This window comes from Stutzerimonas kunmingensis (assembly GCF_021432085.1).
Taxonomy (GTDB): domain Bacteria; phylum Pseudomonadota; class Gammaproteobacteria; order Pseudomonadales; family Pseudomonadaceae; genus Stutzerimonas.
Genome location: NZ_CP090366.1, coordinates 2095363 through 2121673, shown reverse-complemented (window position 1 = coordinate 2121673; position 26311 = coordinate 2095363). Strand labels below are relative to the sequence as shown.

Here is a 26311-nt window from a genome sequence, read left to right as displayed (position 1 = left end):
GTGGCCCGCGCAGATTAAGGCGGGCCAGAAGATTACAACTTCGCGAGGGCCGCGACTACTGCATCGCCCATCACCTGAGTACCGACCTTGGTACAACCTTCCGACCAGATATCACCGGTACGCAGGCCCTGATCGAGCACATCACTCACCGCCTGCTCGATGGCATCGGCTGCCGCTACCTGATTGAAGCTGTAACGCAGCATCATCGAAACGGACAGGATGGTCGCCAACGGATTGGCGATGCCCTGGCCAGCGATATCCGGCGCTGAACCGTGGCACGGCTCGTACATGCCCTTGTTGCCCGCATCCAGCGAGGCGGACGGCAGCATGCCAATGGAACCGGTCAGCATCGATGCCTCGTCGGAGAGGATGTCGCCAAACATGTTGTCGGTGACGATCACGTCGAACTGCTTCGGTGCACGCACCAGCTGCATTGCCGCGTTGTCGACGTACATGTGGCTCAGCTCGATCTCGGGATAGTCCTTGGCCACTTCCTCGACCACAGCACGCCACAGCTGGCTGGACGCCAGCACGTTGGCCTTGTCCACCGAACAGAGCTTCTTGTTGCGCACCATCGCCATGTCGAAGCCGACCTTGGCGATGCGACGGATTTCGCTTTCACTGTACGGCAGCGTGTCGTACGCCATGCGCTCACCGTTCTCCAGCACCTTGCTTTCGCGCGGCTTGCCGAAATAAATGCCGCCGGTCAACTCGCGAACGATGAGGATATCCAGACCGGCCACGATCTCAGGCTTCAGCGACGAGGCATCGGCCAGTTGCGGGTAGAGCAGTGCCGGACGCAGGTTACCGAACAGCCCCAGCTCGGAGCGAATCTTCAGCAGACCGCGCTCGGGACGAATGGCCGGATCGATCTTGTCCCACTTCGGGCCTCCCACCGCGCCAAGCAGAATGGCATCGGCGGCACGTGCACGCGCAAGGGTTTCGTCGGCCAGCGGCACGCCATATTTGTCGACCGCTGCGCCACCCAACTCGTCATAGCTCAGCTCGAAGTCCAGCTGGAACTTGTCATTGGCCAGCTGCAGAACCTTGACCGCCTCGGCCATGATCTCCGGGCCGATACCATCACCGGGCAAAACCAGAATCTGTTTGCTCATCACATTCCTCGATTTTCACTTGGGTGGACGCCGTTGTGTTCATCCACCGAAACCCTGCAAGTGGATGGATGACGCATCATCCACCCTGCCCTTATCTCACTTGATGGCGCCGAACAGCCATGGCTGGCTCCGCTGGTGACGGGTCTCGAACGCCTTGATCGCGTCCGCGTCTTGCAGCGTCAGGCCGATATCGTCGAGGCCGTTGAGCAGGCAGTGCTTGCGGAAGGCATCGACTTCAAAGTCGTACTGCTTGCCGTCCGGGCGTGTCACGACCTGCGCAGCGAGGTCCACGGTCAGCTGGTAGCCTTCGTTGGCTTCGGCCTGTGCGAACAGCTCATCGACTTCCTCTTCCTTCAGCACGATCGGCAGCAGGCCGTTCTTGAAGCTGTTGTTGTAGAAAATGTCGGCAAAGCTCGGCGCGATGATCGTACGGAAACCGTACTCCTCCAGAGCCCACGGCGCGTGCTCGCGAGAGGAGCCGCAGCCGAAGTTCTCGCGCGCCAGCAGCACGCTGGCGCCTTGGTAGCGCGGGAAGTTCAGCACGAAGTCCTTGTTCACCGGACGCTGCGAGCAATCCTGATTCGGCTGGCCGACGTCCAGGTAGCGCCACTCATCGAACAGATTAGGGCCAAAGCCGGTGCGCTTGATGGACTTGAGAAACTGCTTCGGGATGATCTGATCGGTATCGACGTTGGCACGATCCAGCGGACAGACCAGGCCGGTGTGTTGGGTAAAGGCTTTCATCCGTTATCTCCTCAGGCCTGGACCAGTTCGCGTACATCAATGAAATGGCCGGTTACCGCCGCAGCGGCCGCCATAGCCGGGCTTACCAGGTGTGTGCGTCCACCGGCGCCCTGACGCCCCTCGAAGTTGCGGTTGGAAGTCGAGGCGCAATGCTCGCCGCTGCCCAGCTTGTCGGGGTTCATCGCCAGGCACATGGAGCAACCCGGCTCGCGCCACTCGAAGCCAGCCTCGACGAAGATCTTGTCCAACCCTTCAGCCTCGGCCTGCTGCTTCACCAGGCCGGAGCCCGGCACAACCATCGCCTGCTTGACGTTCGCCGCCACCTTGCGTCCCTTGGCGACCTCAGCTGCGGCACGCAGATCCTCGATCCGCGAGTTGGTGCAGGAACCAATGAACACGCGGTCCAGCTTGATATCGGTGATCGGCTGGTTGGCCGCCAGGCCCATGTACTTCAGCGCACGAACGATGGAATCGCGCTTGACCGGGTCGGCTTCGGCTGCGGGGTCCGGCACGCTCTGATCGACAGCCAGCACCATTTCCGGCGAAGTGCCCCAGCTGACCTGCGGCTTGATGTCCTCGGCCTTGAGTTCGACGACGGTGTCGAACACCGCGTCGTCATCAGAGACCAGACCTTTCCACAGCTCGACCGCCTTGTCCCAGTCGTCGCCCTTCGGCGCGAACGGACGACCTTCGACGTAAGCGATGGTCTTTTCATCCACCGCCACCATGCCTACGCGGGCACCGGCTTCGATGGACATGTTGCAGATGGTCATGCGCCCTTCCATGGACAGATCGCGAATCGCGCTGCCGGCGAACTCCAGGGCATGGCCGTTACCGCCAGCGGTGCCGATCTTGCCGATCACCGCCAGCACGATGTCCTTCGCGGTGACGCCGAAAGGCAGCTTGCCTTCGACGCGCACCTGCATGTTCTTCATCTTCTTGGCGACCAGGCACTGGGTGGCGAGCACATGCTCAACCTCGGAGGTGCCGATGCCGTGGGCCAGCGCGCCGAAGGCGCCGTGGGTGGAGGTATGCGAGTCACCGCAAACCACGGTCATGCCGGGCAGTGTCGCGCCCTGCTCCGGGCCGATGACGTGGACGATGCCCTGACGCACGTCGTTCATCTTGAATTCGAGGATGCCGAAATCGTCGCAGTTCTCGTCCAGCGTCTGCACCTGGATGCGCGAGACCTCGTCAGCGATGGCTTCCAGGCCGCCCTGACGCTCGCCCTTGGTGGTCGGAACGTTGTGGTCCGGCGTGGCGATATTGGCGTCGATGCGCCATGGCTTGCGGTTGGCCAGACGCAGACCTTCGAACGCTTGTGGAGAAGTCACTTCATGCAGGATGTGGCGGTCGATGTAGATCAGCGACGAACCATCGTCGCGACGTTTCACCTCGTGCATTTCCCAGAGCTTGTCGTAGAGCGTCTTGCCGGCCATCGGACTTTTCCTCATCTGCTTTCTATGCGGGGCGAATAGCCCTTGCGCTTATGGGGACGATGCTAGGGACTTGCATTCAATTACTCAAATTCATATTTTTCATCCCAAGCATTCCCTGCAGGAATCCGAATCATCACCGGATAGAGATCGTTCATGGACCTGGCCAACCTCAATGCCTTTATCGCCATCGCGGAAACGGGCAGCTTTTCCTTGGCTGGCGAGCGCCTGCATCTGACCCAGCCTGCAGTCAGCAAACGCATTGCCGCGTTGGAATCACAGCTGGACGTGCGCCTGTTCGACCGGCTTGGCCGCGAGATTGGCCTCACCGAGGCAGGAAGAGCCCTGCTCCCCCGCGCCTATCAGATTCTGAATGTACTGGACGACACCCGCCGCGCCTTGACCAACCTCAACGGCGACATTGGCGGCCGGCTGAGCCTGGCAACCAGCCATCACATCGGCCTGCACCGCCTGCCGCCCTTGCTGCGCGCGTTCACCCGCGCTTATCCGCAGGTCAGCCTGGATATTCGTTTTCTCGACTCGGAAGTCGCCTACGACGAAGTGCTGCATGGCCGCGCCGAACTGGCGGTCATCACCCTGGCGCCGCAGACTGCCGAGCCGGTCCGGGCAATGAAGGTATGGGACGACCCGCTGGATTTCGTTGTCGCGCCCGAGCACCCGCTGGCGGGCAAGGCGGATATTCGTCTGGCCGACGTTGCCGGCCATCCTGCCGTCTTTCCCGGCGGCAACACCTTCACTCACCACATCGCCCAGCGACTGTTCGAGCGTGAGGGCCTGACGCCCAATATCACCATGAGCACCAACTATATGGAGACCATCAAGATGATGGTCTCCATCGGGATTGCCTGGAGCGTGTTACCGCGCAGCATGCTCGACGAACAGGTAGTCAGCCTGCCTCTGCCAGGCATTCAGCTGACCCGGCAACTCGGCTACATCTTGCACCGGGAGCGCACCCTGTCCAATGCGGCCAGGGCGTTCATGACACTGCTGGATGCTGAACGCGGTGACTGACCAGACGAGACAACTACGAGAAAGGGCGCCCTATGGCGCCCTTCTCTTCTTTGCAGATCAACCCTCCAGCGCGGGCCGCTGATCGGCATTGATCGGGATGCGCTTGGGCTTGGCCTCTTCCGGCACCACGCGCACCAGGTCGATGTTGAGCAGGCCACTGTTCAGCGCAGCACCTTTCACCTCGATGTGGTCGGCTAGCCGGAACGACAACTTGAACGCCCGCTGAGCGATTCCCTGATGCAGATAGGTGACATTCTCGGTCTCGCTTTCGCGCCGCCCGCCGCTAATGGTCAGCACGCTGCGCTCGACCTGCAGATCGAGGTCGGACTCCTCGAAGCCGGCGGCTGCGACCACGATTCGATACTGGTCGTCACCGTGTTTCTCGATGTTATAGGGTGGATACGAGCTGCCGGTGTCGTTACGCAGGGCGGACTCGAACAAGTCATTGAAACGATCAAAGCCCACGGATTGCCGGAACAGAGGGGCCATGGGGAACGAACTCATGATAAACCTCCTGAAATCAGCGAGTTGAAACAGGCGGGACCCGCCTTCGGCATCCCGCTGATCTCTAGATAGGAACCGTTCTGCAGATTTCAAGGCACAGAAAATGAGCCTGCCGACGAGAGGTACTGCCATGTCCAGAGTCATGCTGATCACAGGTGCCAGCCGCGGTATCGGCGCCGCCACCGCCCGGCTGGCGGCCTACCAGGGCTACGCACTGTGCCTCAACTTTCACCAACGCGAAGACGCGGTGAAACAGGTGCTCGAACAGGTCCGCGCTGCGGGCGTATCGGCAATGACCGTCAAGGCCGATGTCGCCGACGAGAGCCAGGTACTGCAGATGTTCGACATGATCGATCGCGAGTTCGGCCGCCTCGATGTGCTGGTCAACAACGCCGGCATGCTCGAACAGCAGATGCGCCTGGAGCAGATGGACGCCGCCCGCTGGACGCGCGTGCTCGGTGCCAATGTCATCGGCAGCTTTCTATGCGCGCGCGAGGCGATCAAGCGCATGTCCACTCAGCGTGGCGGCCAGGGAGGTTCGATCATCAATCTGTCCTCGATCGCCGCGCAGCTTGGTGCGCCTGGGGAGTACATCGACTATGCCGCGGCCAAGGGCGCCATCGACAGCATGACGGTCGGGCTGGCCAGGGAAGTGGCCGGCGAAGGCATGCGGGTGAATGCGGTACGACCCGGCGTGATCGATACCGAGATTCACGCCAGCGGCGGCGAGCCGGATCGCATCGAGCGGGTCAAGGCAAGCGTGCCCATGGGGCGCGGCGGGCAAGCCGAGGAAGTTGCCGAGGCCATACTCTGGCTCGCCAGTGAGCGCGCCAGCTATACCACCGGCGCGTTGCTGGACGTCAGCGGCGGACGCTGATCGGTCTAACCCAGCGCCGCCACCGGAATACCCATGGTATTGACACCGAGCATCGTGTCTATCCGCGCGCAGTCGTTTTCCCGACGCAGCGCAGCGAAAAGCGCCACCGCCTCGGGGTAGTTGCGCGTAAGCAAAGCCAGCCACTGCTTCAGTCTGCCGGGCGCATAGCGTGGCGCGATCTTGCCCCGCGCCTGCTGCCAGAAGTCCACCAACGTGGGCTGGAACTCTGCCCAGCTCATCTCGGCGATGCTTTGCCCCTGTTCGGCGGCGGCGATCTGCCGTGCCAGGTCTGGCCGCGAAACAAGCCCGCGACCCAGCATGATGTTTTCCGCCCCGCTGACTTCTCGACAGCGACGCCAGTCTTCCAGCGACCAGATATCGCCGTTGGCGTATACCGGCACCACGACGACTTCCTGCACGCGAGCCACCCATTCCCAATGCGCCGGCGGCTTGTAGCCTTCGACCTTCGTTCGCGCATGCACCACCAACTGACCTGCCCCGCCGTCCACCAGCGCCCGAGCGCAATCGAGTGCACCGTCCGGGCTGTCGAAACCCAGGCGCATCTTGGCGGTGACCGGGATGTGCGCCGGCACAGTTCGCCGTACCTCACAGAGGATGGCGTGCAGCAAATCAGGCTCCTTGAGCAGGATGGCCCCGCCGCGGGACTTGTTAACCGTCTTGGCCGGGCAACCGAAATTCAGATCGATGGCGGGTGCGCCCAGGGAGCAGGCATAGGCGGCGTTATCAGCCAGGCAGGCGGGATCTGAGCCCAGCAACTGAACGCGCACAGGGGTTCCCGCGCGAGTAACGGCGCCATCCCGTAGTTCGGGTGCGAGTTTGCGAAAGCTGCTTTGCGGCAGCAGGCGATCAGACACCCGGATAAACTCGGTGACGCACCAGTCGACACCACCCATCCGAGTCAGAACGTCGCGAAGGATTTCGTCGACCAGCCCCTCCATGGGCGCCAAAGCGATCTGCATACCAGGCCAATAGATGTTGAAAGGTTGGGCATTGTACGGATGCCTGACCGCTTTATGAATGTTGCGTGGCCGGTAGCAGGCTATTCTTCGATGGTCCCGCCAATGGTGTCGGTTCCCGTGGTGGCTCCCATGCCGCCTGTGGTTCCGGTATTACCCGTTCCCATAGTGCCCAGGTCACTGCCCTGCTGCGCCTTATGGTCCCGACCGTCATGGCCTTCAAACTTTTCCCTGTGCTGGTCGGAACGCTCGCTCGATTCAACTGAGCTTTCGTTTGCAGCTCCCGGACGACGAGTGTCATCGGCGTTCTCCGCCGAACCGGCATACGCCCCGACAGAACCCGCCAGAAGCAATACTGTTACCACTGTGAGTGCCCAATTCATGGCTACCTCCTATCAATGAACGACTGCGTTAGTCACTACGCCTTTCCAATTTGGGACGGCGACGGTGCTCCATGTCGGTCTCATTGCCACCATGGCCGGGTTCGGCCGTGTCGTCGTACTGCTCCGCCGCTGGCTTCTTGGAGGATGCGTCACCTGCCTCAGACTGACTCTGGTCATCCTCCAGATAGTCGATACCGCCGCCAATGCCCATCGAGCCATTGCCGGCGGCGCCGCGATCCGCCGCGCCCGTGTTCTGAGCCAACGGGATATCAGCGAACGGTCGCTCCAGATCCTGCGCGCTGACTGTTGAAGCAAGCGCTGCAACCAGCACACCAAGCTGAATACGCATGTCCGACACCTCCGCATCATCCACTTGATACTTGGGCAGCGGCGATTCCAAGGAGTGCGCCGGCGAGCGACCGATGGCATGCCGGAACCGCTTTCAGCGAGCGGGGTCACAACCACAAGGACGAATATTGGATTCAAAGAGGAAGCTCCAGATGGAACCTGCGCTGATACTCCTGATGATGATCCTGGGTTGGCTGTCGGTAGCGCTCTCCATGCTCTGGGGCATGATGAGGATCGCTCGTCGCCATCACCCGCCGCAGGCTCGCCCGGCAATCAAACAGTGTCTACCACACCAGACAGCAGCTCCCGGCACCCTGCCCTCATGGCACGCCTGATCGGTATTCCCATCTGATTTCAAATAAACCCGTGACAGCCGCGTTTAAAGCTGTAGAATGCGCGTCGCGGGATGGAGCAGTCTGGTAGCTCGTCGGGCTCATAACCCGAAGGTCGTCGGTTCAAATCCGGCTCCCGCAACCAATTTAAAAGGCCACTCAGATGAGTGGCCTTTTTTTGTGCGCGCAAAACTCTGAGACGCTCGTGTTGGCAGCAGACCTCGCATGAATCGCTAACCTTTTGAATAAAATACGCTTTTTTCCTTCCTTTTGATTGACAACGGGTAATCGGGCTGTAGAATGCGCCCTACAGACGCGGGATGGAGCAGTCTGGTAGCTCGTCGGGCTCATAACCCGAAGGTCGTCGGTTCAAATCCGGCTCCCGCAACCAAATCACGAAAAGGCCACTCAGACGAGTGGCCTTTTTCGTTTGCGCGTCTTTTTTGTCAGACCAGCGCCCCTCTCCGGCCAGTAAGCCGCGTCTTGTAACAACAGGTCCGTAGAATTAACTCTTTATCGGAATAGTTGCTCAGCATAGTCGGAATAATATTCCCTTTGTTTATGCATACGTCATTTATGGCCAGCAAAGGAGCAGATGGTTTATTCAGCTTAGAGCTAATTACCGCATTCGCTATAACCATTGATGATAGCTCTAGGCCAGCCTGCGTCAAAAACAAAACTCCTTTCAACTCAATTAGTTGGCTCTTCTAAACACCTCGCGACGTCCATCTGCAACTTTTTTTTGGCTCCCTAGCTTGACTTGGTTCACGTTATGACGGATATCTAGTTGCAACAGGGAGCAATACGTTGCAGAGCGGTTTAAGACCAACTGGACAGGTCAAGTTTTGCGGCGCAAGAGTTAAACCCCCTGCCTGATTAGTATCGCTTTTAATAAAGCGATGCGGGCTCGTTCGCCATAAGCATTGAGAGAGCCGGGGCTCGCAGAGTGCCCGGAGTGCGGTAGCCATGCCCGATTCTCTCAAGGTCACACGCGGACGTTGGCCGATCGCAGATGACGGGGAATACGTACAAGTTATTCAAATCGACATGTAAATAAGTCGATGGCGGTAGCTTTGTCTAAATAAAAGAATATTTAGATCAGCATTAACTTTCGTCACAGGCTAAAAGCCTACTGCCCAGGCATTACGCCGAAATTCTTTATTCCCACCCAGGACGCCGATCAGCAGCGGCGCGGCAATAGCTGCGGTTCGACAAACCGTTTCGCCTCGCCTTTGCGCAGGGAGAACTACAGTGTCAACAATCTTTTATGGAACGGAAGATCAGGACAAGGCATTGATTGCGCGGGATATCAATCAGAATGGCTACGCCTGCATACCCGGCTACTTGAACAATCTGCAACTAACTCAACTGCGCGAGCAAGTTTACGAGCAGGCTCGACAGCATCACGGGGAATATTTCGCTCATCACGACGGTGAACAGGTTGCGGGCTCGCTGCTTGCCACGTTGAGCAGCGCGCCAGAGTTCCAGTCGCTGCTGGACGACGTGTATCAGCTCGGCGCTGGCAAGGCGGCGCCAAGCAAGCGCATCTACCTGGTGATGCGATGCGTGCAGGGGCAGACAGGACGCAAGGAGTCGAACTGCTTCCACTACGACGCTTCTCTGGTAACGGCATTGCTACCTGTGGAAATCCCGCAGGAAGGCGACCAGCGCGGCGATCTGCTGCTTTTTCCAAACCTGCGCAGGCTCCGCAAGTACGTGCTGGTGAATGTGCTGGAGAAGGCGCTGCTGCAAAACAAGCTGAGTCGCCGAGTGATCACCCGCGCCATAGGCGTCGGCCTGCTCAAGCCACAGCGCCTGCAACTGGTGCCGGGCAATCTCTACCTGTTCTGGGGTTATCGATCGCTGCACGCCAACGAACCCTGCGATCCGGCGCAGCTGCGCGCCACCGCCATCTTCCATTACGGCGATCCCCACGCCGGCAGCCTGATGACCCGAATGATCCTCAGGCACAACCAACGCAGGGCGCGTCGGGCCAGCGCAATAGGCGCACAGCAAGCGGTGTGACGCCCACCCGCATTTACCCGGCGAGAATCCCCGGATGCCATCCAGGGTGGCTGAGCTTCGATAAGGAAATCATCATGATCAACGTGACCAAGTCATACCTGGGCAGCAAGAACAAGTTCAAGGCTTACATAGACAGGATCTACAACACCGGCTGGCTCACCAACAACGGACCATTGGTAACCGCACTGGAGCAACGACTCAAGGACTACCTCGGGGTGAGGAACATCATCCTCACCAACAATGGCACCATCGCACTGCAGGTCGCGTATCGTGCGCTGGGGCTGACGGGCAGCGCCATCACCACGCCCTTCAGCTTCGTTGCCACCACCAGCTCGCTGCAGTGGGAAGGCATCAAGCCGCTCTTCGTCGACATCGACCCCGCAACCTGGAATCTGGACCCGGAGCAGATCGAGCGAAATATCCAGCCCGACACCTCCGCCATCGTCGCCACGCATGTGTTCGGCAACCCCTGCGATGTGGAACGCATCGAGCAGATCGCGCGCAAGAACAACCTGAAAGTCATCTACGACGGCGCCCATGCGTTTGGCGTTCGTCACAAGGGTCGCTCGGTCTACGACTGGGGCGATATCAGCACGCTGAGTTTCCATGCAACCAAGCTGTTCCACACCATCGAGGGCGGCGCCATCGTCACCAACGATGACGCCCTGGCCGAACGCATACGCCTGCTCTGCAACTTCGGCATCGTCGATACCGACCAGATCGAAGGCATCGGCATCAACGCCAAGCTCAACGAGTTCTCCGCCGCGATGGGCATGTGCGTGCTCGACGATATCGAGCTGATATTCGAGTGCCGGGCAGAGATCGGCCATCGCTACGAGCGCCGCCTTGGCGAACACTTCGATCTGCAACGGGCGCAGCCGGAATCCCAGTGCAACTACAGCTACTTTCCCGTTGCCCTCGCCGACGAAAGCCAGCTCCTGCGCTGCCGCTCGCAACTGAACGAGAACGGCATCAACCCCCGCCGCTACTTCTACCCGTCGCTGGACACGCTCGATCATCTGCAGCCGCAAGTGCCGCAGCCACGCTCGCGGGCCCTGAGCCGCAAGGTGCTGTGCCTGCCGATCTACCCCGGGCTGCCGCGCAAGGTGCAGGAAAAGGTCATGCAGACGCTGATCCAGGAAGCGATCCACAGCGAACAGTCGAACCGGTCCCTGTTCCAGCCCTTTGCCGATGCGTTCGGGCTGTTCAGCGGCGTGGAGCGCCTGCCAGGTTCGGATTACCCGCGCATGCCCCTGACCACTGGAGGCCAGCAGTAACTCATGTCAGATCCCAAGCGGTTATCGGTGATCCGCAACACCAGCCTGAACTACCTCGGCCAGGCCTACGCCCTGCTGATCGGCATTCTGATCCTGCCGTTCTATCTGAAGCATCTGGGCGCCGAAGCCTACGGGCTGATTGGCTTCTTCGCGGTACTTCAGGCCTGGCTGCAGCTGCTCGATGCCGGGATGTCGCCGGCACTGGTGCGGCAGGTGGCACACTACCGCGGCCAGGGCGATCTCAGCACCGCGGCTGGGCCTGCAGGGCGGCTGCTGCGTTCGTTCGAGCTGCTGCTGCTGCCGATCGCCCTGGCGACCTGCGTGGCGATCTACCTGGGCAGCGGCTGGATCGCCGGGGCCTGGCTGCAGGCGCGGGAACTGAGCACCGGCACCATCATGCAGTGCATCAGCCTCATGGGCCTGATGGTCGCGCTGAGGCTCTACGCGACGCTGTACAAGAGCGGGCTGCAGGGCGTCGAACTGCACGGCTGGCTGAACGCAACGAACACCCTGATCGCCACCTTGCGCTACCTCGGCGGCCTGTTTCTGGTCGCCTATGTCTCGCAGGAACCGCTGGACTTCTTCCTGTTTCAAACCGCCGTGGCGCTGGTGGAAACGCTTGCCTTCGCCAGCAAGGCCTACATACAGCTGTCCAGCCCGAGGCTGCTCAGTGGCATCGACTGGCGCGTGGTGCGGCCGGTGCTGCCCTTCGCCGGCGGCATGTTCTTCACCTCGCTGCTGTGGATCGTGCTGACCCAGCTGGACAAGGTGCTGCTTTCTAAGGTGCTGCTGCTCAAGGAGTACGGCTACTTCTCGCTGGTGGCGCTGATCACCACCGGCATCATGACCCTGACCAACCCCCTGGTGCAGACGCTGTTGCCGCGCATGACCATGCTCGTGGCCGAGGGCCGGATCGCCGAAATGGAGCGGCTGTACCTGAACGCCACCCGCTTCGTCTGCAGCGTGCTGTTTCCGATGGCCGCGGTGATCGCCTGGCACGGGCATGCCCTGATCCTCGCCTGGACCGGCGACGCGGGCGCGGCGCAGTGGAGCGAGCGCATGCTGTTCTGGTATGTGCCGGGCAGCGCGCTGATGGCGGTCGGTGCCTTTCAGTTCTACCTGCAGTACGCCTATGGCCGGCTGCGCCTGCATATCTGGTACAGCGTGGTCTCCACCGCCATCAGCGTGCCGATCGTGATCTACGCAGCGCTCACCCACGGCGCCTATGGCGCGGCGCTTGCCTGGTTCTTCCTGCGCCTGGCGACCTTCGTGATCTGGCCTCCGGTGGTGCATCGGCGTTTCTCGCCCGGCCTGCAGGGCATCTGGACGCGTGACATCTTGCGAATCACCGCCGCGACCCTGATCGGCGTGGCGCTGGGCGAGCCGCTGTTCCTGCTGATCGCCAGCGACAACCGCTTCGACATGCTGATGGCGCTGGCCGTAAGCGGATTCATTTGCCTGGCGCTGGTCGCGGCCACCTCGAAATCACTGCGACTCAAGCTTCACCTACTCATCACCAAACGAGCGTCCAAAAATGGAATTGAAGAGCGAGCAAGCCTTGATTGAACGCTGGGGCGGCAAGACCGAGCCGCTGCTGAGCGTCGTCTGCCTGGCCTACAACCACGCATCCTTTATCAGGAAGGCGCTGGAGAGCTTCCTCCAGCAGGAAACGGATTTCCCTTTCGAGGTGATCGTCCACGACGACGCCTCGACCGACACCACCGCCGCGATCATCGCCGACTACGCGGCGCGCTACCCCCGCATCATCAAGCCGATCTATCAGACGCAGAACCAGTTCAGCCTCGGCGAGCCGTTCAGCACGCGCCTGTTCGCCCGCGCCGGGGGCAAGTACATCGCCTACTGCGAAGGCGACGACTACTGGACCGACCCGACCAAACTGCAGCAGCAGGTGGACTTCCTCGAGCAGCATCGTGACTACGTGATCACCTATCACGATGCCTTCATGTTCAACAGCAAGGGCATCATCCAGAGCCCGCAACTGACCGGAAAGCTGCGCAAGGACGCCACCGCGCAGGAGCTGATGCAGGGTCGCCCGCTCTCGACGCTCACCGTGTGCTTTCGCAATCTGGTGCAGGAGCTGCCGCCGGAACTGCTAGGCGTAAAAGTGCTGGATATCTGCTGGTGGTCGCTGCTCGGCGCCTACGGCAAAGGCAAGTTCCTGGAAACTATCAGCCCGGCCGCCTACCGCGTGCACGAGGGCGGCATCTTCTCCATGCAGCCGAGCCGGCAACGCATCCAGATGGCCATGCACGCCCACTACTCGCTGGCGCGCTACTACAGCCGCATCGGCAACAACGCGCTCTACGAGTACTTCCTGATCCAGGTGTTCGGCGAGTGCCTCTCGCTGATCTCGCCGTTCAGCAAGATCCAGGCGCTCTCGACCATCGCCCAGAACATCAGCCTCAACCTGCTGCGTCGGTTGAGCCCACGGCTGGCCAGGAGCTGACCGCCTACCCCGCTTCTTTGCACATAGCACCATGAGGAAGGATTCCCAATGACTGCCTTGACCCGCTCTTCGCTGGAATATGACGCGGACAACCGCATCGACCTTGCCGGGATAATGCGCACCGCCTATGACCACAAGGCGCTGATCATCACCATCACCGGCTTCTTCGCTGCGCTGGGCGTGCTCTACGCCCTGATCGCCACGCCGATCTACCAGGCGACGGCGATGATCCAGATCGAACCGAAAAAAGCCGCCATCACCGGCGTACCGGAAGTATCGGCCCGGCCGGATTCGGTGTCCCAGGCGGTTACCGAGATCTCCCTGCTGAAATCCCGCGCGGTGCTCGGCAAGGCTGTCGAGGAGCTCAAGCTCTACATCGTCGCCCAGCCCCGTCATTTCCCGGTGTTCGGCGCCTTCATGGCGCGCCGGCACGACCCGGCGACCGATGGCGCGCTGGCCGCCCCGCTGTTCGGCCTGAGCAGCTACGCCTGGGGCGGGGAAAAGCTCGAAGTGTTCCAGCTCGATGTGCCCGAAGCCTATCTGGGCGTGGAGCTGACACTGGTCGCCGGCACCGCCGGGGCCTACACCCTGCATGACGACGAGCACGAGCCGATCCTGCGTGGCCAGGTCAATCAGGCGGTGGAGAACCAGGGTTTCAAGGTGCAGATCGCCCAGCTGGACGCGCGTCCGGGCACCGAGTTCGCGCTGGTCCGCAACCGTCCGCAGACCACCGCGCTGGACTACCAGAATCGCCTGAAGGTCGGTGAGGCCGGCAAGGATTCGGGGATCATCTACATGTCACTGGAAGACCCGGACCCGCAACTGGCCAATCAGGTGCTGGACGAGATCAGTCGGCTGTACGTCAGCCAGAACATCCAGCGAAGCTCGGCGGAAGCAGCCCAGCGTCTGGACTTTTTGCGCTCGCAGCTGCCGCAGGTGCGCAAGGAACTGGAAAAGGCCGAGGCGGCGCTGAATGCCTACCAGACCAGCTCCAAGTCGGTGGATATCAGCATCGAAACCAAGGGCGTGCTCGACCAGATCGTCGCGCTGGAAACGCAGATTTCCGAGCTGTCTCTCAAACGCGTGGAGTACGACCGCCTCTATACCCGCGAGCACCCGACCTATCGCACGCTCATCACCCAGATGAACGAGCTGCAGGCGCAGAAAGCCCAGCTGCTGAAGAAGGTCGACGCCCTCCCCATGACGCAGCAGGAGTTGCTGCGCCTCCAACGTGACTTGGAAGTCACGACCCAGACCTACACGCTGCTGATGAACCAGGCACAGGAGCAAGACATCCTGCGCGCCGGCACCATCGGCAACGTGCGCATCATCGACAACGCCTACTCGATGATCGAGAAGCCGTCGAAACCGGTCAAACCGCTGGTGGTGGCCATCGCGATCTTCGTCGGCCTGCTCGTCTCGGCGGCAGTCATCCTGCTGCGCCAGGCCTTCTACCGCGGTGTGGAAAGCCCGGACGTGATCGAGAAGCTTGGCGTACCGGTCTATGCCGGCCTGCCCTACAGCGCCTCTCAGGATCAGCTCAATCGCAGCCGCAAGAGCCGCGACGGCAAGACCCGACTGCTCAGCCTCACCGAGCCGACCGATCTGGCCGTTGAATCGCTGCGCAGCCTGCGTACCAGCCTCAAGTTCGCCATGCTCGAGGCGCGCAACAAGGTGCTGATGATCACCAGCCCGACGCCGTCGGTGGGCAAGTCGTTCGTCTCCAGCAACCTCGCCGCGGTCATCGCGCAGACCGGCCAGCGCGTGCTGCTGATCGATGCCGACATGCGCCGCGGCTACCTGCACACGCTGTTTGGCATGGCGCCGCGTCACGGGCTGTCGGATGCGCTGGCCAGCGGCCTGAGCCTGGCCGAGATCAGCAACCGCACCGAGCAGAAGAACCTGCACTTCATCTCCGCCGGGTTCTCCGCGCCGAATCCGTCCGAGCTGCTGATGCACGACAACTTCTCCCGCCTGCTGCGCGAAGCGGAAAAGCTCTACGACTTCATCATCATCGACACGCCGCCGGTGCTGGCCGTCACCGATGCGGTATTGGTCGCCCAGCAGTCGGGGACCAACCTGCTGGTGGCCCGCTTCGGCCTCAGCACCAGCTCGCAGATCGACGCCTCCAAGCGGCGGCTGGCGCAGAACGGCGTGCTGCTCAAGGGCGTGATCCTCAATGCCGTTAAGCGCAAGGCCTCGACCTCGCCGTACGACAGCGGCGCCTACGGCTATTACACCTACACCCAGCAAGCCTGATCGCCAGACAAGGAGGTGCACCATGCTCAGAACCGTCTCGATGATGCAGCCCTACCTATTTCCGTACCTGGGCTACTTTCAGTTGATCGCGCTCAGCGATGTGTTCGTGCTGGGCGACGACCTGCAATTCGTCAGGGGCTCATGGATGAACCGCAACCGGATCCTCGTCAACGGCCAGCCCAAGCTGATCAGCTTTCCGCTGAAGAAGGGCCATCAGACCGAGCGCATCAACGAGCGCTGGCTCTGCGACGACTTCGACAAGGAAGCCGCGGCCCTGATGCTGACCCTCGAGCGCTGCTACGCCAAGGCACCCCAGCGCGACGCGGTGCTGCCGCTGATTCGCGGCATCCTGCAGTGCCCGGAACGCAATCTGGCGCTGTTCACCGAAAACTCCCTGCGCTGCCTCTGCGCCTACCTGGGCATCCGCACGCCGATCTATCGCGGCTCCAGCCTCGGCTTGCCGGCGAAGATGGACATGCAGGACCGGGTCATCCAGATCACCCATCGCATGGATGGCGAGCTCTACCTCAATCCCATCGGCGGCATGGAGCTGTACTGCCCGGCCCGCTTCCGCGCCGGCGGCCTGCTGCTGCGCTTCCTGCGCATGGATGAGGTGGGCTACCCGCAGCTCAGGCATCCGTTCGTTCCGTCGCTGTCGATCATCGACGTGCTGATGTTCAACAGCCGCGAAGAGGTCAAGGAACTGCTGCAGCGCTTCAGCGTGGTCGAGGGACAGGAAAAAAGGGCAACGCTGACGCTGGCGTGAAGACATTTCGCCTGCCATCGGATTGGGGCAGGCCAAACAGGGAAGGAAATCCCATGACATCGAGCAATACCGCGCGCTGGTATCTGATACAGACCAAGCCGCGTCAGGAAGCCCGCGCCGAGGAACACCTGCTGCGTCAGCACTTCGAGTGCTACCGGCCAATCAAGGCGCCCGCGCGCGGCGCCCAGGGCGGCAAGTCCGGCGAGGCGCTGTTTCCCGGCTACCTGTTCATCCGCCTCGACTGCATCCACGACAACTGGTACCCGATTCGATCCACCCGCGGCGTCAGCCGCGTGGTGACCTTCGGCGGCCAGCCCACACCGGTGCGCGACGAACTCATCGAACAGCTGCGCCAACGTCTTGCCCAGCCGCAGAGCTCCGCCGCCGCGCCCTTCGCGCCCGGCGAAAGGGTCCAGGTCAGCGGCGGCAGCTTCAGCGATATCGAAGCGATCTTCGTCAGCAGCGATGGCGAGGAGCGCTCGGTCATCCTGCTCAACCTGTTGCAGCGTGAACAGAAGGTCCGGGTGCCCACCCGCTATCTCCAGTGCCACCCCTGACCCAGGTGCGAGCAGCCTGACAGGTTCAATCAGCGAGCCAACCGATGAAGATCCTATTCCTCAATGCGTTCTACACCCCGCATGTCGGCGGCGGCGCAGAAGTCATCCTCCGGCACCTGGCCGAAGGGTTGCAGCGGCGTGGTTGTGAGGTGGCAGTGCTGGCGACCGGCCCGGATGCCGGGCTGAACATGCAGATTCAGGACGGTGTGCGGGTCTATCGCGCCAACCTGGCGAACAGCTACTGGCATTACACCCAGCAGCGCCCGAGTCGCGTCGCCCGCCTCGGCTGGCACTACCGCGACCGCTACAACCGCGACATGCGCTGCCACGTGCGCGATGTGATCGCGCGGGAGCAGCCGGATATCGTGGTCTGCAACAACCTCACCGGCTGGTCGATTTCCGCCTGGGACGAAATCACCGCCGCCGGCCTGCCGATCGTCCAGGTACTGCACGACCTGTACCTGCTCTGCCCGAAGGACACCATGTTCAACCACGGCAAGAGCTGCCAGCGCCAGTGCGGTATGTGTTCGGTGTTCCGTCTCCGCCACGCCGGCGCCTCGGCGCAAGTGGCCACGGCGATCGGTGTCAGCCGCTTCGTGCTCGAGCGCATCACCGCACAGGGCTATTTCAGTGGCGCGCGCCAGCATGTGGTGCACAACTGCACGCCGGCCAACCCCGGTCAGGGCAGCAAGCCCAGGCAGCGCAGTAACCATCCACTGCGCTTCGGCTATATCGGCACGCTGTCGGAGAACAAGGGCGTCGGCTGGCTGATCGAGCAGTTCCAGCGGCTGGACATCGATGCGCGGCTGGATATCGCCGGGCGCGGCAAGCTGGACTACGAAGCCCGGCTGAAGGCCATGGCCGATCCGAAAAAGGTCAGCTTTCTCGGCTACTGCGACAGCGACGAGTTCATGCAGAGCATCGACGTGCTGGTGGTGCCGTCGCTGTGGGGCGAGCCGTTCGGCCTGGTGGCCGTCGAAGGCTGCGCCAACAACCTGCCGGTGATCGCCAGCAACATGGGCGGGCTGCCGGAGATCATCCGCGACGAATGCAACGGCCTGCTCTGCTCGCCCGATGATCCCGACTCACTCGGCATCGCCATGCTCTGGCTCTACATCGACGGCGCACTGCGGCAGCGGCTCGCCAGCCAGGCACGGGCCAGCGTGCTGCCGCTGCTGGATATGGAACGCATGCTGGATCAGTACCAGACCATCCTGCGCGAAACACTTCAGGGAACGAGAATCCACCATGAACCAGAGCCTGCTGATTACCCCGCGGCGACGCGAATCGAATCCGTTGGCCTTCGACAAGCCGACATTGTTGACGCTTGTCGTCGCCTCGCTGCTGCTGACTGAAACCTTTTCCGGCGCACTGCGCTACTACTTCGACATGGCCGGGATTTCCTGGCTGCTGTACCTGCCCAAGATTGCCTGCCTGATCGCGCTGGGCCTGGAGCTGCTGCGCTACCGCGGCTGGCCGGCGTTCTGGCTGGTGCTGCTGGGGCTTGTCACTTCCGCCCAGCTGGCACTGATGCATGGCGCGGAGCTGGCCAACATCGGTTTCAGCCTGTTCATCTACATTCCGCTGCTGTTCGGTCTGATCTGCGGCCGCCATCTGGAGTTGCGGCTCGGGCTGCTGCGCCGAATCATCGGCTTCTGCCTGATCGCCTGCTTCGTCGGCATCGCGCTGGACATGCTCACCAGCGTGCCGTGGAAGGGCTACAGCTACATGGTCGGCGAGGTGGAACTAAGCGCCAACCGCTCGTGGGCGTTCGACGACATCGACCGCATCGGCGGCTTCGCCCGCATGTCCACCGCGCTGTCGGTGATGATCGCGATCTACAGCCTGTTCATCGCCGCATTCATCCAGCCGCGCGTGCTACGCCTGATGCTCTACATTGCAGCGCTGATCGGCATCGTGCTGACCACCAACAAATCCACCGCGGCGGCCTACGTGCTGACCCTGCTGATGCTGATCGTCACGGCCTACCGCTTCGCCAGCGCCACGGCCTTTCTGATCGCGGTGCTGGTCGGCCTGATGCTGCCGATGTTTAGCCTGGTGCTCAGCCTGGACCCCAACGCCGCGAACAACGGCTCGCTGCTGGCCTCATTCGCCGACCGTCTGATCAACAGCTGGCCGAACTTCATCGGGGTCATCACCCGCGAGGGATGGGGCTGGTGGGGCGCGGGATTCGGTGCGGTGGGCAGCGCAGGACAGGTCTATCCCGTACCGGGCCTCGAGCTGCTGAGCGTCGCCGACAATACCGCGCTGTACCTGTGGGGCATGCTCGGCGTGTTCGGTGTGCTCCTCTACCTGCTGACCTTTCCGCTCATGCTGCGCCTGCATGAACGGGGCCTGCGACTGCGCAGCGCGTTGCTGCCGATCGTTTTCTGCATCTGCCTGGTGGCCTGGGCCACGGATGTACTGGAGGTGTCCATCGCCACTCTGTTCCTGGGCCTGGCGATCTCCCACGTGCTGACCCCGGCCCGCGCCCCGAGCAACAACCTGGCGGCGCAACGGCTGCCCGAGTTGCAGCACCTGACCTGAGACCTACCTTCACGGATGATCCACATGACGAAGCGCTCTACCCCGCTCAACATCCTGCTGCTGGGCGGCTTGCTTGGCCTTGCTCCGTTTACACCGGCCCAGACCACCGAGGAGCCTTTCGTGGTCGGCGTCTGTGCCCATGAACTGCACAAGGGCGACCCCAGCGGCCGCGCCTACGCGATGATGCGCGATGCCGGCATCACCTCCGTGCGCACCGACGCTCACTGGGCCTACGTCGAGCGCCGCCCTGGGCAATTGAAGATCGAGCCATCCTGGCACCGTTACCTGAAGGCAACAGCCGCTCACGGGCTAAGCACCCAGTTCATCCTCGGCTACGGCAACTCGCACTACGGCGGTGGTGAAAAGCCCCGCAGCGAGCCGGTAAGGGCGGCATTCAATCGCTATGTCGAGTTCATCACCGAAGAACTGAAAGGCAAGGTCGCCTATTACGAGATCTGGAACGAATGGGACGTCGAGGACCCGCGCGACCCCGAGTTCACCCAGGATTACGCGAGGCTGATCGCCGATGCGTCCGGGATCATCCGGCAGCGCGCGCCGAACGCCAAGGTGCTCGCCGGCGCCGTGACCAGCCAGGGTATCGACTCCGGTTTCGCCCTGCGTCTGCTGGAGAACGGCCTGATGCAATCGGTCGACGGCCTGTCGTTGCACCCCTACGTGCACTGCCGCGGCTGGCGACGCAACACGCCGGAAGCCTGGATCGAATGGATGAGCGAGGTCGACAAGGACCTGACCCGCGCCGCCGGACGCCCGGTACCGCTCTACCTGACGGAGATGGCCTGGCCTGCCCATCAGGGCGCATGCGGCATCGATGAAAGCCTGCAGGCGGCCTACCTCGCCCGCGCCTTCTTCCTGGCCAAGACACTGCCGAGCATCAAGGGCATGTGGTGGTACGACTTCCGCAACGATGGCACCGACAAGACCGAACGCGAACACAACTTCGGCCTGGTACGGCAGGACTTCACCCTCAAGCCGGCCTATTCGGTGCTCGCCTCCATCAGCCAGATCGTCAGCCAGTACAGCTTCCTCAGCCGCGAAGAGAAAACCCCGGGTGACGTGGTGATGCTGCGATTCGCCCGCGGAGACGATGAACTGATGGTCGCCTGGAGCACCGGCAAGCCGCGGACCGTGAAGCTGCAGAACACCGAAGGCCAGGCGGGTCAGGTGGCGCTGATCAATACCGCCCAGCCCCAGCACGGCCGTGTGGTGACCAGTACCGAGTGGAAGTGTCCGGGCAAAGGCCAGGCCTGCAGCACCGAGGTGGAGCTCGATGGATTCCCGAAAATCATCAGCCTGCGCGCGGTGCAGAACGACGGTTGACCCCTGTCGCAACATGCACTGACCGCACGACCGGCCACCCAGGCGAAACGCAACCGGACCAGCACGCGCGGGCCAACCCACATTGACCGCCAAGCACGACGCATCGCTTCGCCAGCCGCCACCTGGCAGCGCACACCTTCCCCGCAAGGAGAGCCCTACATGATCGCCATCAACGCCCGTTTCCTGACTCAGGAAACCCGCGGTGTGCAACGTTTTGCCGAACAGGTCTGCCTGGAACTTGCCGCCATGCGCAAGGACCTGACATTCGTCGCACCGGACGATATCCGCATGCACGCCAGCGCCGAGCGCCTGCAGGTGCGGCGCATCGGCCGCAACCACGGGCATCTGTGGGAACAGCTGGACCTGCCTCTCTGGCTGGCGCGCCATGGCTATCCGCCCCTGGTGTCACTGTGCAACACGGCACCGCTGATCTACCGCAACCAGATCGCCACCCATCACGACATCACCTATGTGCGCCATCCGGAAAGCTATTCGCGCACCTTCCGCAGCGTCTACAAGGGCATCACGCCGCTGCTGCTCAAGCGCATCAAGGCACTGATCACCGTCAGCGACTTCTCACGCAAGGAAATCGCCCGCTACTACGGCTACCCGAGCGAGAAGATCTGCGTCGTCCCCAATGCGGTGGCGGCCAAGTTCCATCCGCCGAGTGGCGCGGATCGCAGCGGCAATGCCAGGCCATACGTACTGGCGGTGTCCTCCCCGAACGCGCACAAGAACTTCGCGCGGATGGTCGCGGCCTTCCTCAGCCTGGAAGGCTTCGATGACGTGGAGCTGCATATAGTCGGCGACTCGCACTCGGTGTTCTCCGGCTCCACCTCCAGCATGGATGGCAATCCGCGCGTACGCATTCTCGGCCGGCTGAACGACGATCAGCTGGTGCGCGAATACCAGGGCGCCACCGCCTTCGTGTTCCCTTCGCTCTACGAAGGCTTCGGCATTCCGCCGCTGGAGGCCCAGGCCTGCGGGTGTCCGGTGATCGCCGCGCGGGCCGCATCGATACCGGAAGTGCTCGGCGAGAGCGTGCTCTATTTCGAGCCCCTGAACATCGAGGACATTGCCCGCTGCATGCGCCACGTGCTGCAGGACGCGCGACTGCGCGACGACCTGCGCACCCTCGGCCTGGCCAACGTCGAGCGCTACTCCTGGAAGCGCTCGGCGCAGACCGTGTCGCAGCTGATCGACAAGGCACTAATGGGCAAACCCAGCCCGCCGTCCTTTATCGCCTGGTCATCGGACCGCCCCTGATGCCCGACGAATGCAGTCCCGACACTCAACTCCATCAACCAAGCGAGGCAGACCATGGAACGGTTGGCGCATATCGACGCGCTACGCGGCAGCGCAGCCCTACTCCTGATTTTCCAGACCCTGCTGTTGCCACTGTCAGACGGCTGGGCACTGCAGCACGCCCTGGACCCCGGACTGCTGGCGGTGCTCTGGTTCCTGCTGTGCTGCGGTTTCATCGTGCCGGCCAGCCTGCATACCAGCGTCGACGGCGGGCGAGGCTTCGTCGTCCGCCGCCTGCTGCGCCTGCTGCCGGTCTACCTGCTGGCGGTGCTGCTGACCGCCATTCTGTTGCCGACGGCACCGGCCTGGCTGCCGGGTGTGGCCGCGCCAGGCGGCGCCATGGCGTTCGAGGTCATCGGCGCTTACGGAGCGCTGCTGCCAATCCTGCTGTTCTACGGATTGTGCCTGCTGCTGCAGGTGCTCGGCCTGTTGCACAGCGTCAGTCTGCGGACCAGCTGCGCGCTCGTGCTGCTGGCGGTGGCGCTGCTGCTCGCCCTGGCGCGGCAGCTGCTGGGCACAGAGCTACCGGTCACGCTGCCGCTGGCGCTATCACTGATGTTTTTCGCGTCACTCAGGTACGAGGCCAAGCATGAAAGCAGCAGCTACGCCCGCAGACGAGCCCGCGAATATGCGCGCTACACGCTGCGAATCTACCTGCTGGTGCTGCCGATCATCTTCCTCGCCGGCTGGTCTGCGGACGCAACCGCCTGGCCCCGGAACCTGCTCACCTATGCCCTGGCCATCGTGACCTTCCTGCTGGTCACCAGCCAACTACCGCTACGGGCACCGCCGCTCGTCTGGCTTGGAAGCCTCAGCTACTCGCTCTATCTGTTGCTGCCAGCGATGCAGCGCCTGAGCGAACTGCTGCCCCAGGCGCTCGGCCTGACCGGCCCGACCGCCAGCCTGGCTGGCGCTGTGTTCGGCCTGCTGCTGGCCCTCGGCAGCGCCCAGCTCTGCCGTCAGTTTCTGGATCTGCCGCTGGCTCACGCCGGCAGGCGCCTGACCAGACAGGGCGACCTGATGCCACTGGCACGCCTGCACAGCCGCTGAGGCTCACCGCCTCGCTGCTCACTCTTTCTCGATCAAGGATGTCATGCCATGAAAGTTGCCATCGTTCACGACTGGCTGGTGACGTATGCCGGCGCCGAGCGCGTGCTCGCCGGGCTGTGCGCCGTCTGGCCGGACGCCGATCTGTTCGCCGTCATCGATTTTCTCTCCGACGCCGACCGTGCCCACCTCGGCGGCAAGCGCGCCACCACCACCTTCATCCAGCAACTGCCGAAGGCGCGCACCCATTACCAGAAGTACCTGCCGCTGATGCCGCTGGCCATCGAGCAGCTCGACATGTCCTCGTATGACCTGATCATTTCCAGCAGCCACGCAGTGGCCAAGGGCGTGCTGACCGGGCCCAACCAGCTGCACATCAGCTACGTGCATTCGCCCATCCGCTACGCCTGGGACCTGCAGCACCAGTACCTGCACGAAGCGAGCCTGGAGCGCGGCATCAAGGCCAAGCTGGCGCGCATGCTGCTGCACTACATGCGCATGTGGGACCAGCGCACCGCCAGCGGCGTCGACGAGTTCATCGCCAATTCGCACTTCATCGGCCGGCGCATCAACAAGAGCTACCGGCGCCAGTCCACGGTGATCTACCCGCCGGTCGACACCCGCCAGTTCACCCTGCACGAGGCCAAGGAAGACTTCTATCTCACCGCTTCGCGGATGGTGCCCTACAAGAAGATGCCGATGATCATCGAGGCGTTCGCGGCCATGCCGGACAAGCGCCTGATCGTCATCGGCACCGGCCCGGAAATGGACAAGGCCCGTGAAGCGGCCGGGCCCAACGTCACCCTGCTCGGCTACCAGAGTTTCGAGGTGCTGCTGCAACACATGCAGCGCGCCAAGGCGTTCGTCTTCGCCGCCGAAGAAGATTTCGGCATCGCGCCGATCGAGGCGCAGGCCTGTGGCACGCCGGTAGTCGCCTACGGGCGCGGCGGCGTACTGGAAACCGTACGCGGGCTCGAACATGCCGAACCCACGGGCGTGTTCTACCCGGAGCAGACCACCGCCTCGCTCATCGCCGCCATCGGCGAGTTCGAGGCCCAGTGCTCGCGCATCACCCCGGAAAACTGCCGACGCAATGCCGAGCGCTTCTCCAGCGAACGCTTCCAGCAGGAAATCCGCGCTTTCGTCGACGCGCGTCTGCGCGAAGCCAGCGCCTTCGACCTTCAGCAGAGCTCCGCGCCCTTGCCGGCCCCCAGCACGCCGCTCTACCCGGCAGCCGTGGTGCCGATCAAGCACGCCTGAGCGTAGTCCCCATCAACCCCATTCACTTACGAGGTTTCAAGGATGAACACAGTAAAAAAGTGGATGAGAGTGACCCGAGCGCTCGGGTTCGCTCTCGTTGTAGTGGTCGAGCCAGCCAGCGCTGCGGTGAACGCCGACACGCTGATCACCGAACCGACCAACCCGTCCGGCCAGTTGCCGGCCTGCAGCAGCGCCGGCAGCGCGAGCGTCATCGCCTACAGCGACTCGTCAACCGACGCAACGCCACGCTGTGGCTCCAATGGCGGCGGGCAGCAGGAAAGCCCATCCGGTCATCAACCGTATCGATTCGCGGAACCGGCGTCCGGTTCGTTCTGGAGTCCGCCGGCAGACAGCAGGCGCTATTCATTCTGATCCGGCGTCGCAGCACCGGGTTATGCAGGAGCACAGGCATGAGCACAGAAGAAACATCCAGAACGTCGCTGATTCTGGCCGATGGCTATTCCTACACCGAACTCATTCCCGCGCCCGACGCGCCTGACGGACCGTCGGGCAATGGATTCATCCGCATCTTCCACGCCTTCTTCAGCCCCAACGAAGAAGGCACGACAGCCGACGTGCAGCAGGCCGACTGCCTGTCGTTGGCCACGCCTGAACAGAGCTGAGGAGATATTCCGTGCAGAACACCGCGCGCGTCGAACCCTGCAAGCAGAGTGCACAGGCAGCCGCCGCCAGCGCCGGCGAGATGCCGGTGCGACGGCAAACCACCATCGTCACGGTGACCTACGGCGACCGCCTGGTTTACCTGCGCCGACTGATCGAGCAGGCCTTCGCCTTCGAACAGATCACCCGCGTACTGGTGGTCAGCAATGCCTCGACCGCACCACTCGAACAGCTCACCAGCCGCTGGCCAGGGCAGGTGCGCATCATCCCACTGGCGCAGAACACCGGCTCGGCCAACGGCTATGCCGTGGGGCTGGAAGCGGCGCTGGCCGAAGGCGCGCAGTACATCTGGATGATGGATGACGACAACGGCCCCACCGCGGCCGCGGTGCGTCTGCTGCATGAAGAACTGGCGCGAATGGCGGACGAGGTAGGGCTGCATCGTGCCGCCGTGCTGGGCTTTCGCCCCAGTCAGCAGGAAGACATCGCCCGCGGCGTACCGAGCCGTTTCGCCATCCAGCCACGTTCCAGCTACTTCGGCTTTCACGTCGCGCAGCTGCCGTACAAGGTCTGGCGCCGCCTGCCCTGGGGCCGGCCAAAAGGCACGCCGCCGCGGGCCATCGACCTGCCGTTCGCCCCCTATGGCGGCATGCTCGCCCATCGCAGCCTGTACCAGGCGATCGGGGTGCCCTTGCGCGAGCTGGTGCTCTACGCCGACGACACCGAGTACACCCGTCGCATTACCGCCAAAGGTGGCCGTCTGCGTCTGGTGACCGATGCGCTGATCGACGAGCTTGAGCTGTCCTGGAACATCAAGGCGCACACCCGCAACATCTACGAAGCCTTCCTGCTCGGTGATTCCGATTTCCGCGCCTACTACACCGCCCGCAACCAAGCCTGGTTCGACACCTACGTCTGGGCCGCCTCACCCTGGCTCTATCGGTTGAACCGAAGCATCTTCCTCGGCCTGCTGCGGCACGTGGCCCGGCGACAGCAGGTTCCGGAACGGCTGCAACTGATCGAGCAGGCCATCCGTGACGGCGAGAACCGTTCGCTGGGGATGCATCAGACCTTTCCGTTGCGCTGAACCCATT

General features: G+C 62.6%; 25 protein-coding genes and 2 tRNA genes. 20 read left to right on the top strand and 7 right to left on the bottom strand.

The window, feature by feature from the left end; all coding sequences use genetic code 11:
• Positions 1 to 32: 32 nt before the first annotated feature.
• From leuB to leuC, 3 genes are all read right to left on the bottom strand, one after another.
• A complete protein-coding gene (leuB, locus tag LW136_RS10110; protein WP_234175112.1) occupies positions 33 to 1115 on the bottom strand; it encodes a 3-isopropylmalate dehydrogenase in 1083 nt (360 codons plus the stop codon).
• A gap of 96 nt (positions 1116 to 1211) precedes the next feature.
• The gene (gene leuD / locus LW136_RS10105) at positions 1212 to 1859 is read right to left on the bottom strand and encodes a 3-isopropylmalate dehydratase small subunit (RefSeq protein ID WP_234175111.1); all 648 of its coding nucleotides are present in this window, start codon (positions 1857 to 1859) and stop codon (positions 1212 to 1214) included.
• Between the two features lie 11 nt (positions 1860 to 1870).
• Positions 1871 to 3298, bottom strand: coding sequence for a 3-isopropylmalate dehydratase large subunit (leuC, locus tag LW136_RS10100; RefSeq protein ID WP_058065902.1), 1428 nt, complete (start codon positions 3296 to 3298; stop codon positions 1871 to 1873).
• A gap of 153 nt (positions 3299 to 3451) precedes the next feature.
• On the opposite strand from leuC, the gene LW136_RS10095 reads away from it, so the two are divergent.
• Positions 3452 to 4327, top strand: coding sequence for a LysR family transcriptional regulator (locus LW136_RS10095; protein ID WP_003285298.1), 876 nt, complete (start codon positions 3452 to 3454; stop codon positions 4325 to 4327).
• 57 nt (positions 4328 to 4384) lie between these two features.
• On the opposite strand, the gene LW136_RS10090 is transcribed toward LW136_RS10095, so the two are convergent.
• A complete protein-coding gene (locus tag LW136_RS10090; RefSeq protein WP_272890989.1) occupies positions 4385 to 4831 on the bottom strand; it encodes an Hsp20 family protein in 447 nt (148 codons plus the stop codon).
• 130 nt (positions 4832 to 4961) lie between these two features.
• Here LW136_RS10090 and LW136_RS10085 point away from each other — a divergent pair, with 130 nt between their 5' ends.
• Positions 4962 to 5708 (top strand): SDR family oxidoreductase, encoded by a 747-nt coding sequence (locus tag LW136_RS10085; RefSeq protein ID WP_234175110.1) that lies wholly within the window; start codon positions 4962 to 4964, stop codon positions 5706 to 5708.
• A gap of 5 nt (positions 5709 to 5713) precedes the next feature.
• On the opposite strand, the gene LW136_RS10080 is transcribed toward LW136_RS10085, so the two are convergent.
• The 3 genes from LW136_RS10080 to LW136_RS10070 form a co-directional block, all read right to left on the bottom strand.
• Positions 5714 to 6688 (bottom strand): tRNA dihydrouridine synthase, encoded by a 975-nt coding sequence (locus LW136_RS10080; protein ID WP_234175109.1) that lies wholly within the window; start codon positions 6686 to 6688, stop codon positions 5714 to 5716.
• A gap of 80 nt (positions 6689 to 6768) precedes the next feature.
• Positions 6769 to 7068 carry a hypothetical protein gene (locus LW136_RS10075; RefSeq protein WP_102831542.1) on the bottom strand — a complete coding sequence of 100 codons (300 nt, stop codon included), beginning with the start codon at positions 7066 to 7068 and terminating at the stop codon, positions 6769 to 6771.
• A gap of 28 nt (positions 7069 to 7096) precedes the next feature.
• Positions 7097 to 7417, bottom strand: a complete 321-nt coding sequence (locus LW136_RS10070; protein WP_102831881.1) for a hypothetical protein — start codon at positions 7415 to 7417, stop codon at positions 7097 to 7099.
• Between the two features lie 399 nt (positions 7418 to 7816).
• Here LW136_RS10070 and LW136_RS10060 point away from each other — a divergent pair.
• The 18 genes from LW136_RS10060 (at position 7817) to LW136_RS09975 (ending at position 26304) form a co-directional block, all read left to right on the top strand.
• Positions 7817 to 7893: transfer RNA gene (locus LW136_RS10060), tRNA-Met, on the top strand.
• Positions 7894 to 8062: 169 nt separating this feature from the next.
• Positions 8063 to 8139, top strand: a tRNA-Met gene (locus LW136_RS10055).
• Between the two features lie 860 nt (positions 8140 to 8999).
• Positions 9000 to 9773: a hypothetical protein gene (locus LW136_RS10050; RefSeq protein WP_185745431.1), complete on the top strand. Its 774-nt coding sequence runs from the start codon at positions 9000 to 9002 to the stop codon at positions 9771 to 9773.
• A 74-nt stretch (positions 9774 to 9847) separates the two neighbouring features.
• Positions 9848 to 11050 carry a DegT/DnrJ/EryC1/StrS family aminotransferase gene (locus LW136_RS10045; protein WP_234175108.1) on the top strand — a complete coding sequence of 401 codons (1203 nt, stop codon included), beginning with the start codon at positions 9848 to 9850 and terminating at the stop codon, positions 11048 to 11050.
• Positions 11051 to 11053: 3 nt separating this feature from the next.
• On the top strand, positions 11054 to 12616 hold the full coding sequence (locus LW136_RS10040) for a lipopolysaccharide biosynthesis protein (protein WP_023446367.1): 1563 nt from the start codon (positions 11054 to 11056) through the stop codon (positions 12614 to 12616).
• Positions 12585 to 13517 carry a glycosyltransferase family 2 protein gene (locus tag LW136_RS10035; protein ID WP_031298155.1) on the top strand — a complete coding sequence of 311 codons (933 nt, stop codon included), beginning with the start codon at positions 12585 to 12587 and terminating at the stop codon, positions 13515 to 13517. Before LW136_RS10040 ends, LW136_RS10035 begins: the two co-directional genes overlap by 32 nt.
• A gap of 48 nt (positions 13518 to 13565) precedes the next feature.
• Complete coding sequence (locus LW136_RS10030; protein WP_234175107.1) at positions 13566 to 15776, top strand: polysaccharide biosynthesis tyrosine autokinase; 2211 nt, start codon at positions 13566 to 13568, stop codon at positions 15774 to 15776.
• Positions 15777 to 15798: 22 nt separating this feature from the next.
• Entirely contained in the window at positions 15799 to 16542 is a 744-nt protein-coding gene (locus tag LW136_RS10025) for a WbqC family protein (protein WP_234175106.1), read from the top strand.
• A gap of 53 nt (positions 16543 to 16595) precedes the next feature.
• Positions 16596 to 17099, top strand: a complete 504-nt coding sequence (gene rfaH, locus LW136_RS10020; protein WP_234175105.1) for a transcription/translation regulatory transformer protein RfaH — start codon at positions 16596 to 16598, stop codon at positions 17097 to 17099.
• A 44-nt stretch (positions 17100 to 17143) separates the two neighbouring features.
• A complete protein-coding gene (locus tag LW136_RS10015; RefSeq protein WP_234175104.1) occupies positions 17144 to 18454 on the top strand; it encodes a glycosyltransferase family 4 protein in 1311 nt (436 codons plus the stop codon).
• Positions 18348 to 19646 carry a hypothetical protein gene (locus LW136_RS10010; RefSeq protein WP_234175103.1) on the top strand — a complete coding sequence of 433 codons (1299 nt, stop codon included), beginning with the start codon at positions 18348 to 18350 and terminating at the stop codon, positions 19644 to 19646. The genes LW136_RS10015 and LW136_RS10010 overlap by 107 nt, the downstream gene beginning before the upstream one ends.
• Positions 19647 to 19670: 24 nt before the next feature.
• Positions 19671 to 20984 (top strand): hypothetical protein, encoded by a 1314-nt coding sequence (locus tag LW136_RS10005; RefSeq protein ID WP_234175102.1) that lies wholly within the window; start codon positions 19671 to 19673, stop codon positions 20982 to 20984.
• Between the two features lie 159 nt (positions 20985 to 21143).
• Positions 21144 to 22250 carry a glycosyltransferase family 4 protein gene (locus LW136_RS10000; RefSeq protein WP_230356797.1) on the top strand — a complete coding sequence of 369 codons (1107 nt, stop codon included), beginning with the start codon at positions 21144 to 21146 and terminating at the stop codon, positions 22248 to 22250.
• Positions 22251 to 22304: 54 nt separating this feature from the next.
• Complete coding sequence (locus tag LW136_RS09995) at positions 22305 to 23339, top strand: acyltransferase (protein WP_234175101.1); 1035 nt, start codon at positions 22305 to 22307, stop codon at positions 23337 to 23339.
• A 48-nt stretch (positions 23340 to 23387) separates the two neighbouring features.
• On the top strand, positions 23388 to 24596 hold the full coding sequence (locus tag LW136_RS09990; RefSeq protein ID WP_234175100.1) for a glycosyltransferase family 4 protein: 1209 nt from the start codon (positions 23388 to 23390) through the stop codon (positions 24594 to 24596).
• A gap of 42 nt (positions 24597 to 24638) precedes the next feature.
• Positions 24639 to 24968, top strand: coding sequence for a hypothetical protein (locus LW136_RS09985; RefSeq protein ID WP_234175099.1), 330 nt, complete (start codon positions 24639 to 24641; stop codon positions 24966 to 24968).
• Between the two features lie 38 nt (positions 24969 to 25006).
• Entirely contained in the window at positions 25007 to 25219 is a 213-nt protein-coding gene (locus tag LW136_RS09980; protein WP_234175098.1) for a hypothetical protein, read from the top strand.
• A gap of 11 nt (positions 25220 to 25230) precedes the next feature.
• Positions 25231 to 26304, top strand: coding sequence for a glycosyltransferase (locus LW136_RS09975; RefSeq protein WP_191122209.1), 1074 nt, complete (start codon positions 25231 to 25233; stop codon positions 26302 to 26304).
• The last annotated feature ends 7 nt before the right edge of the window (positions 26305 to 26311 follow it).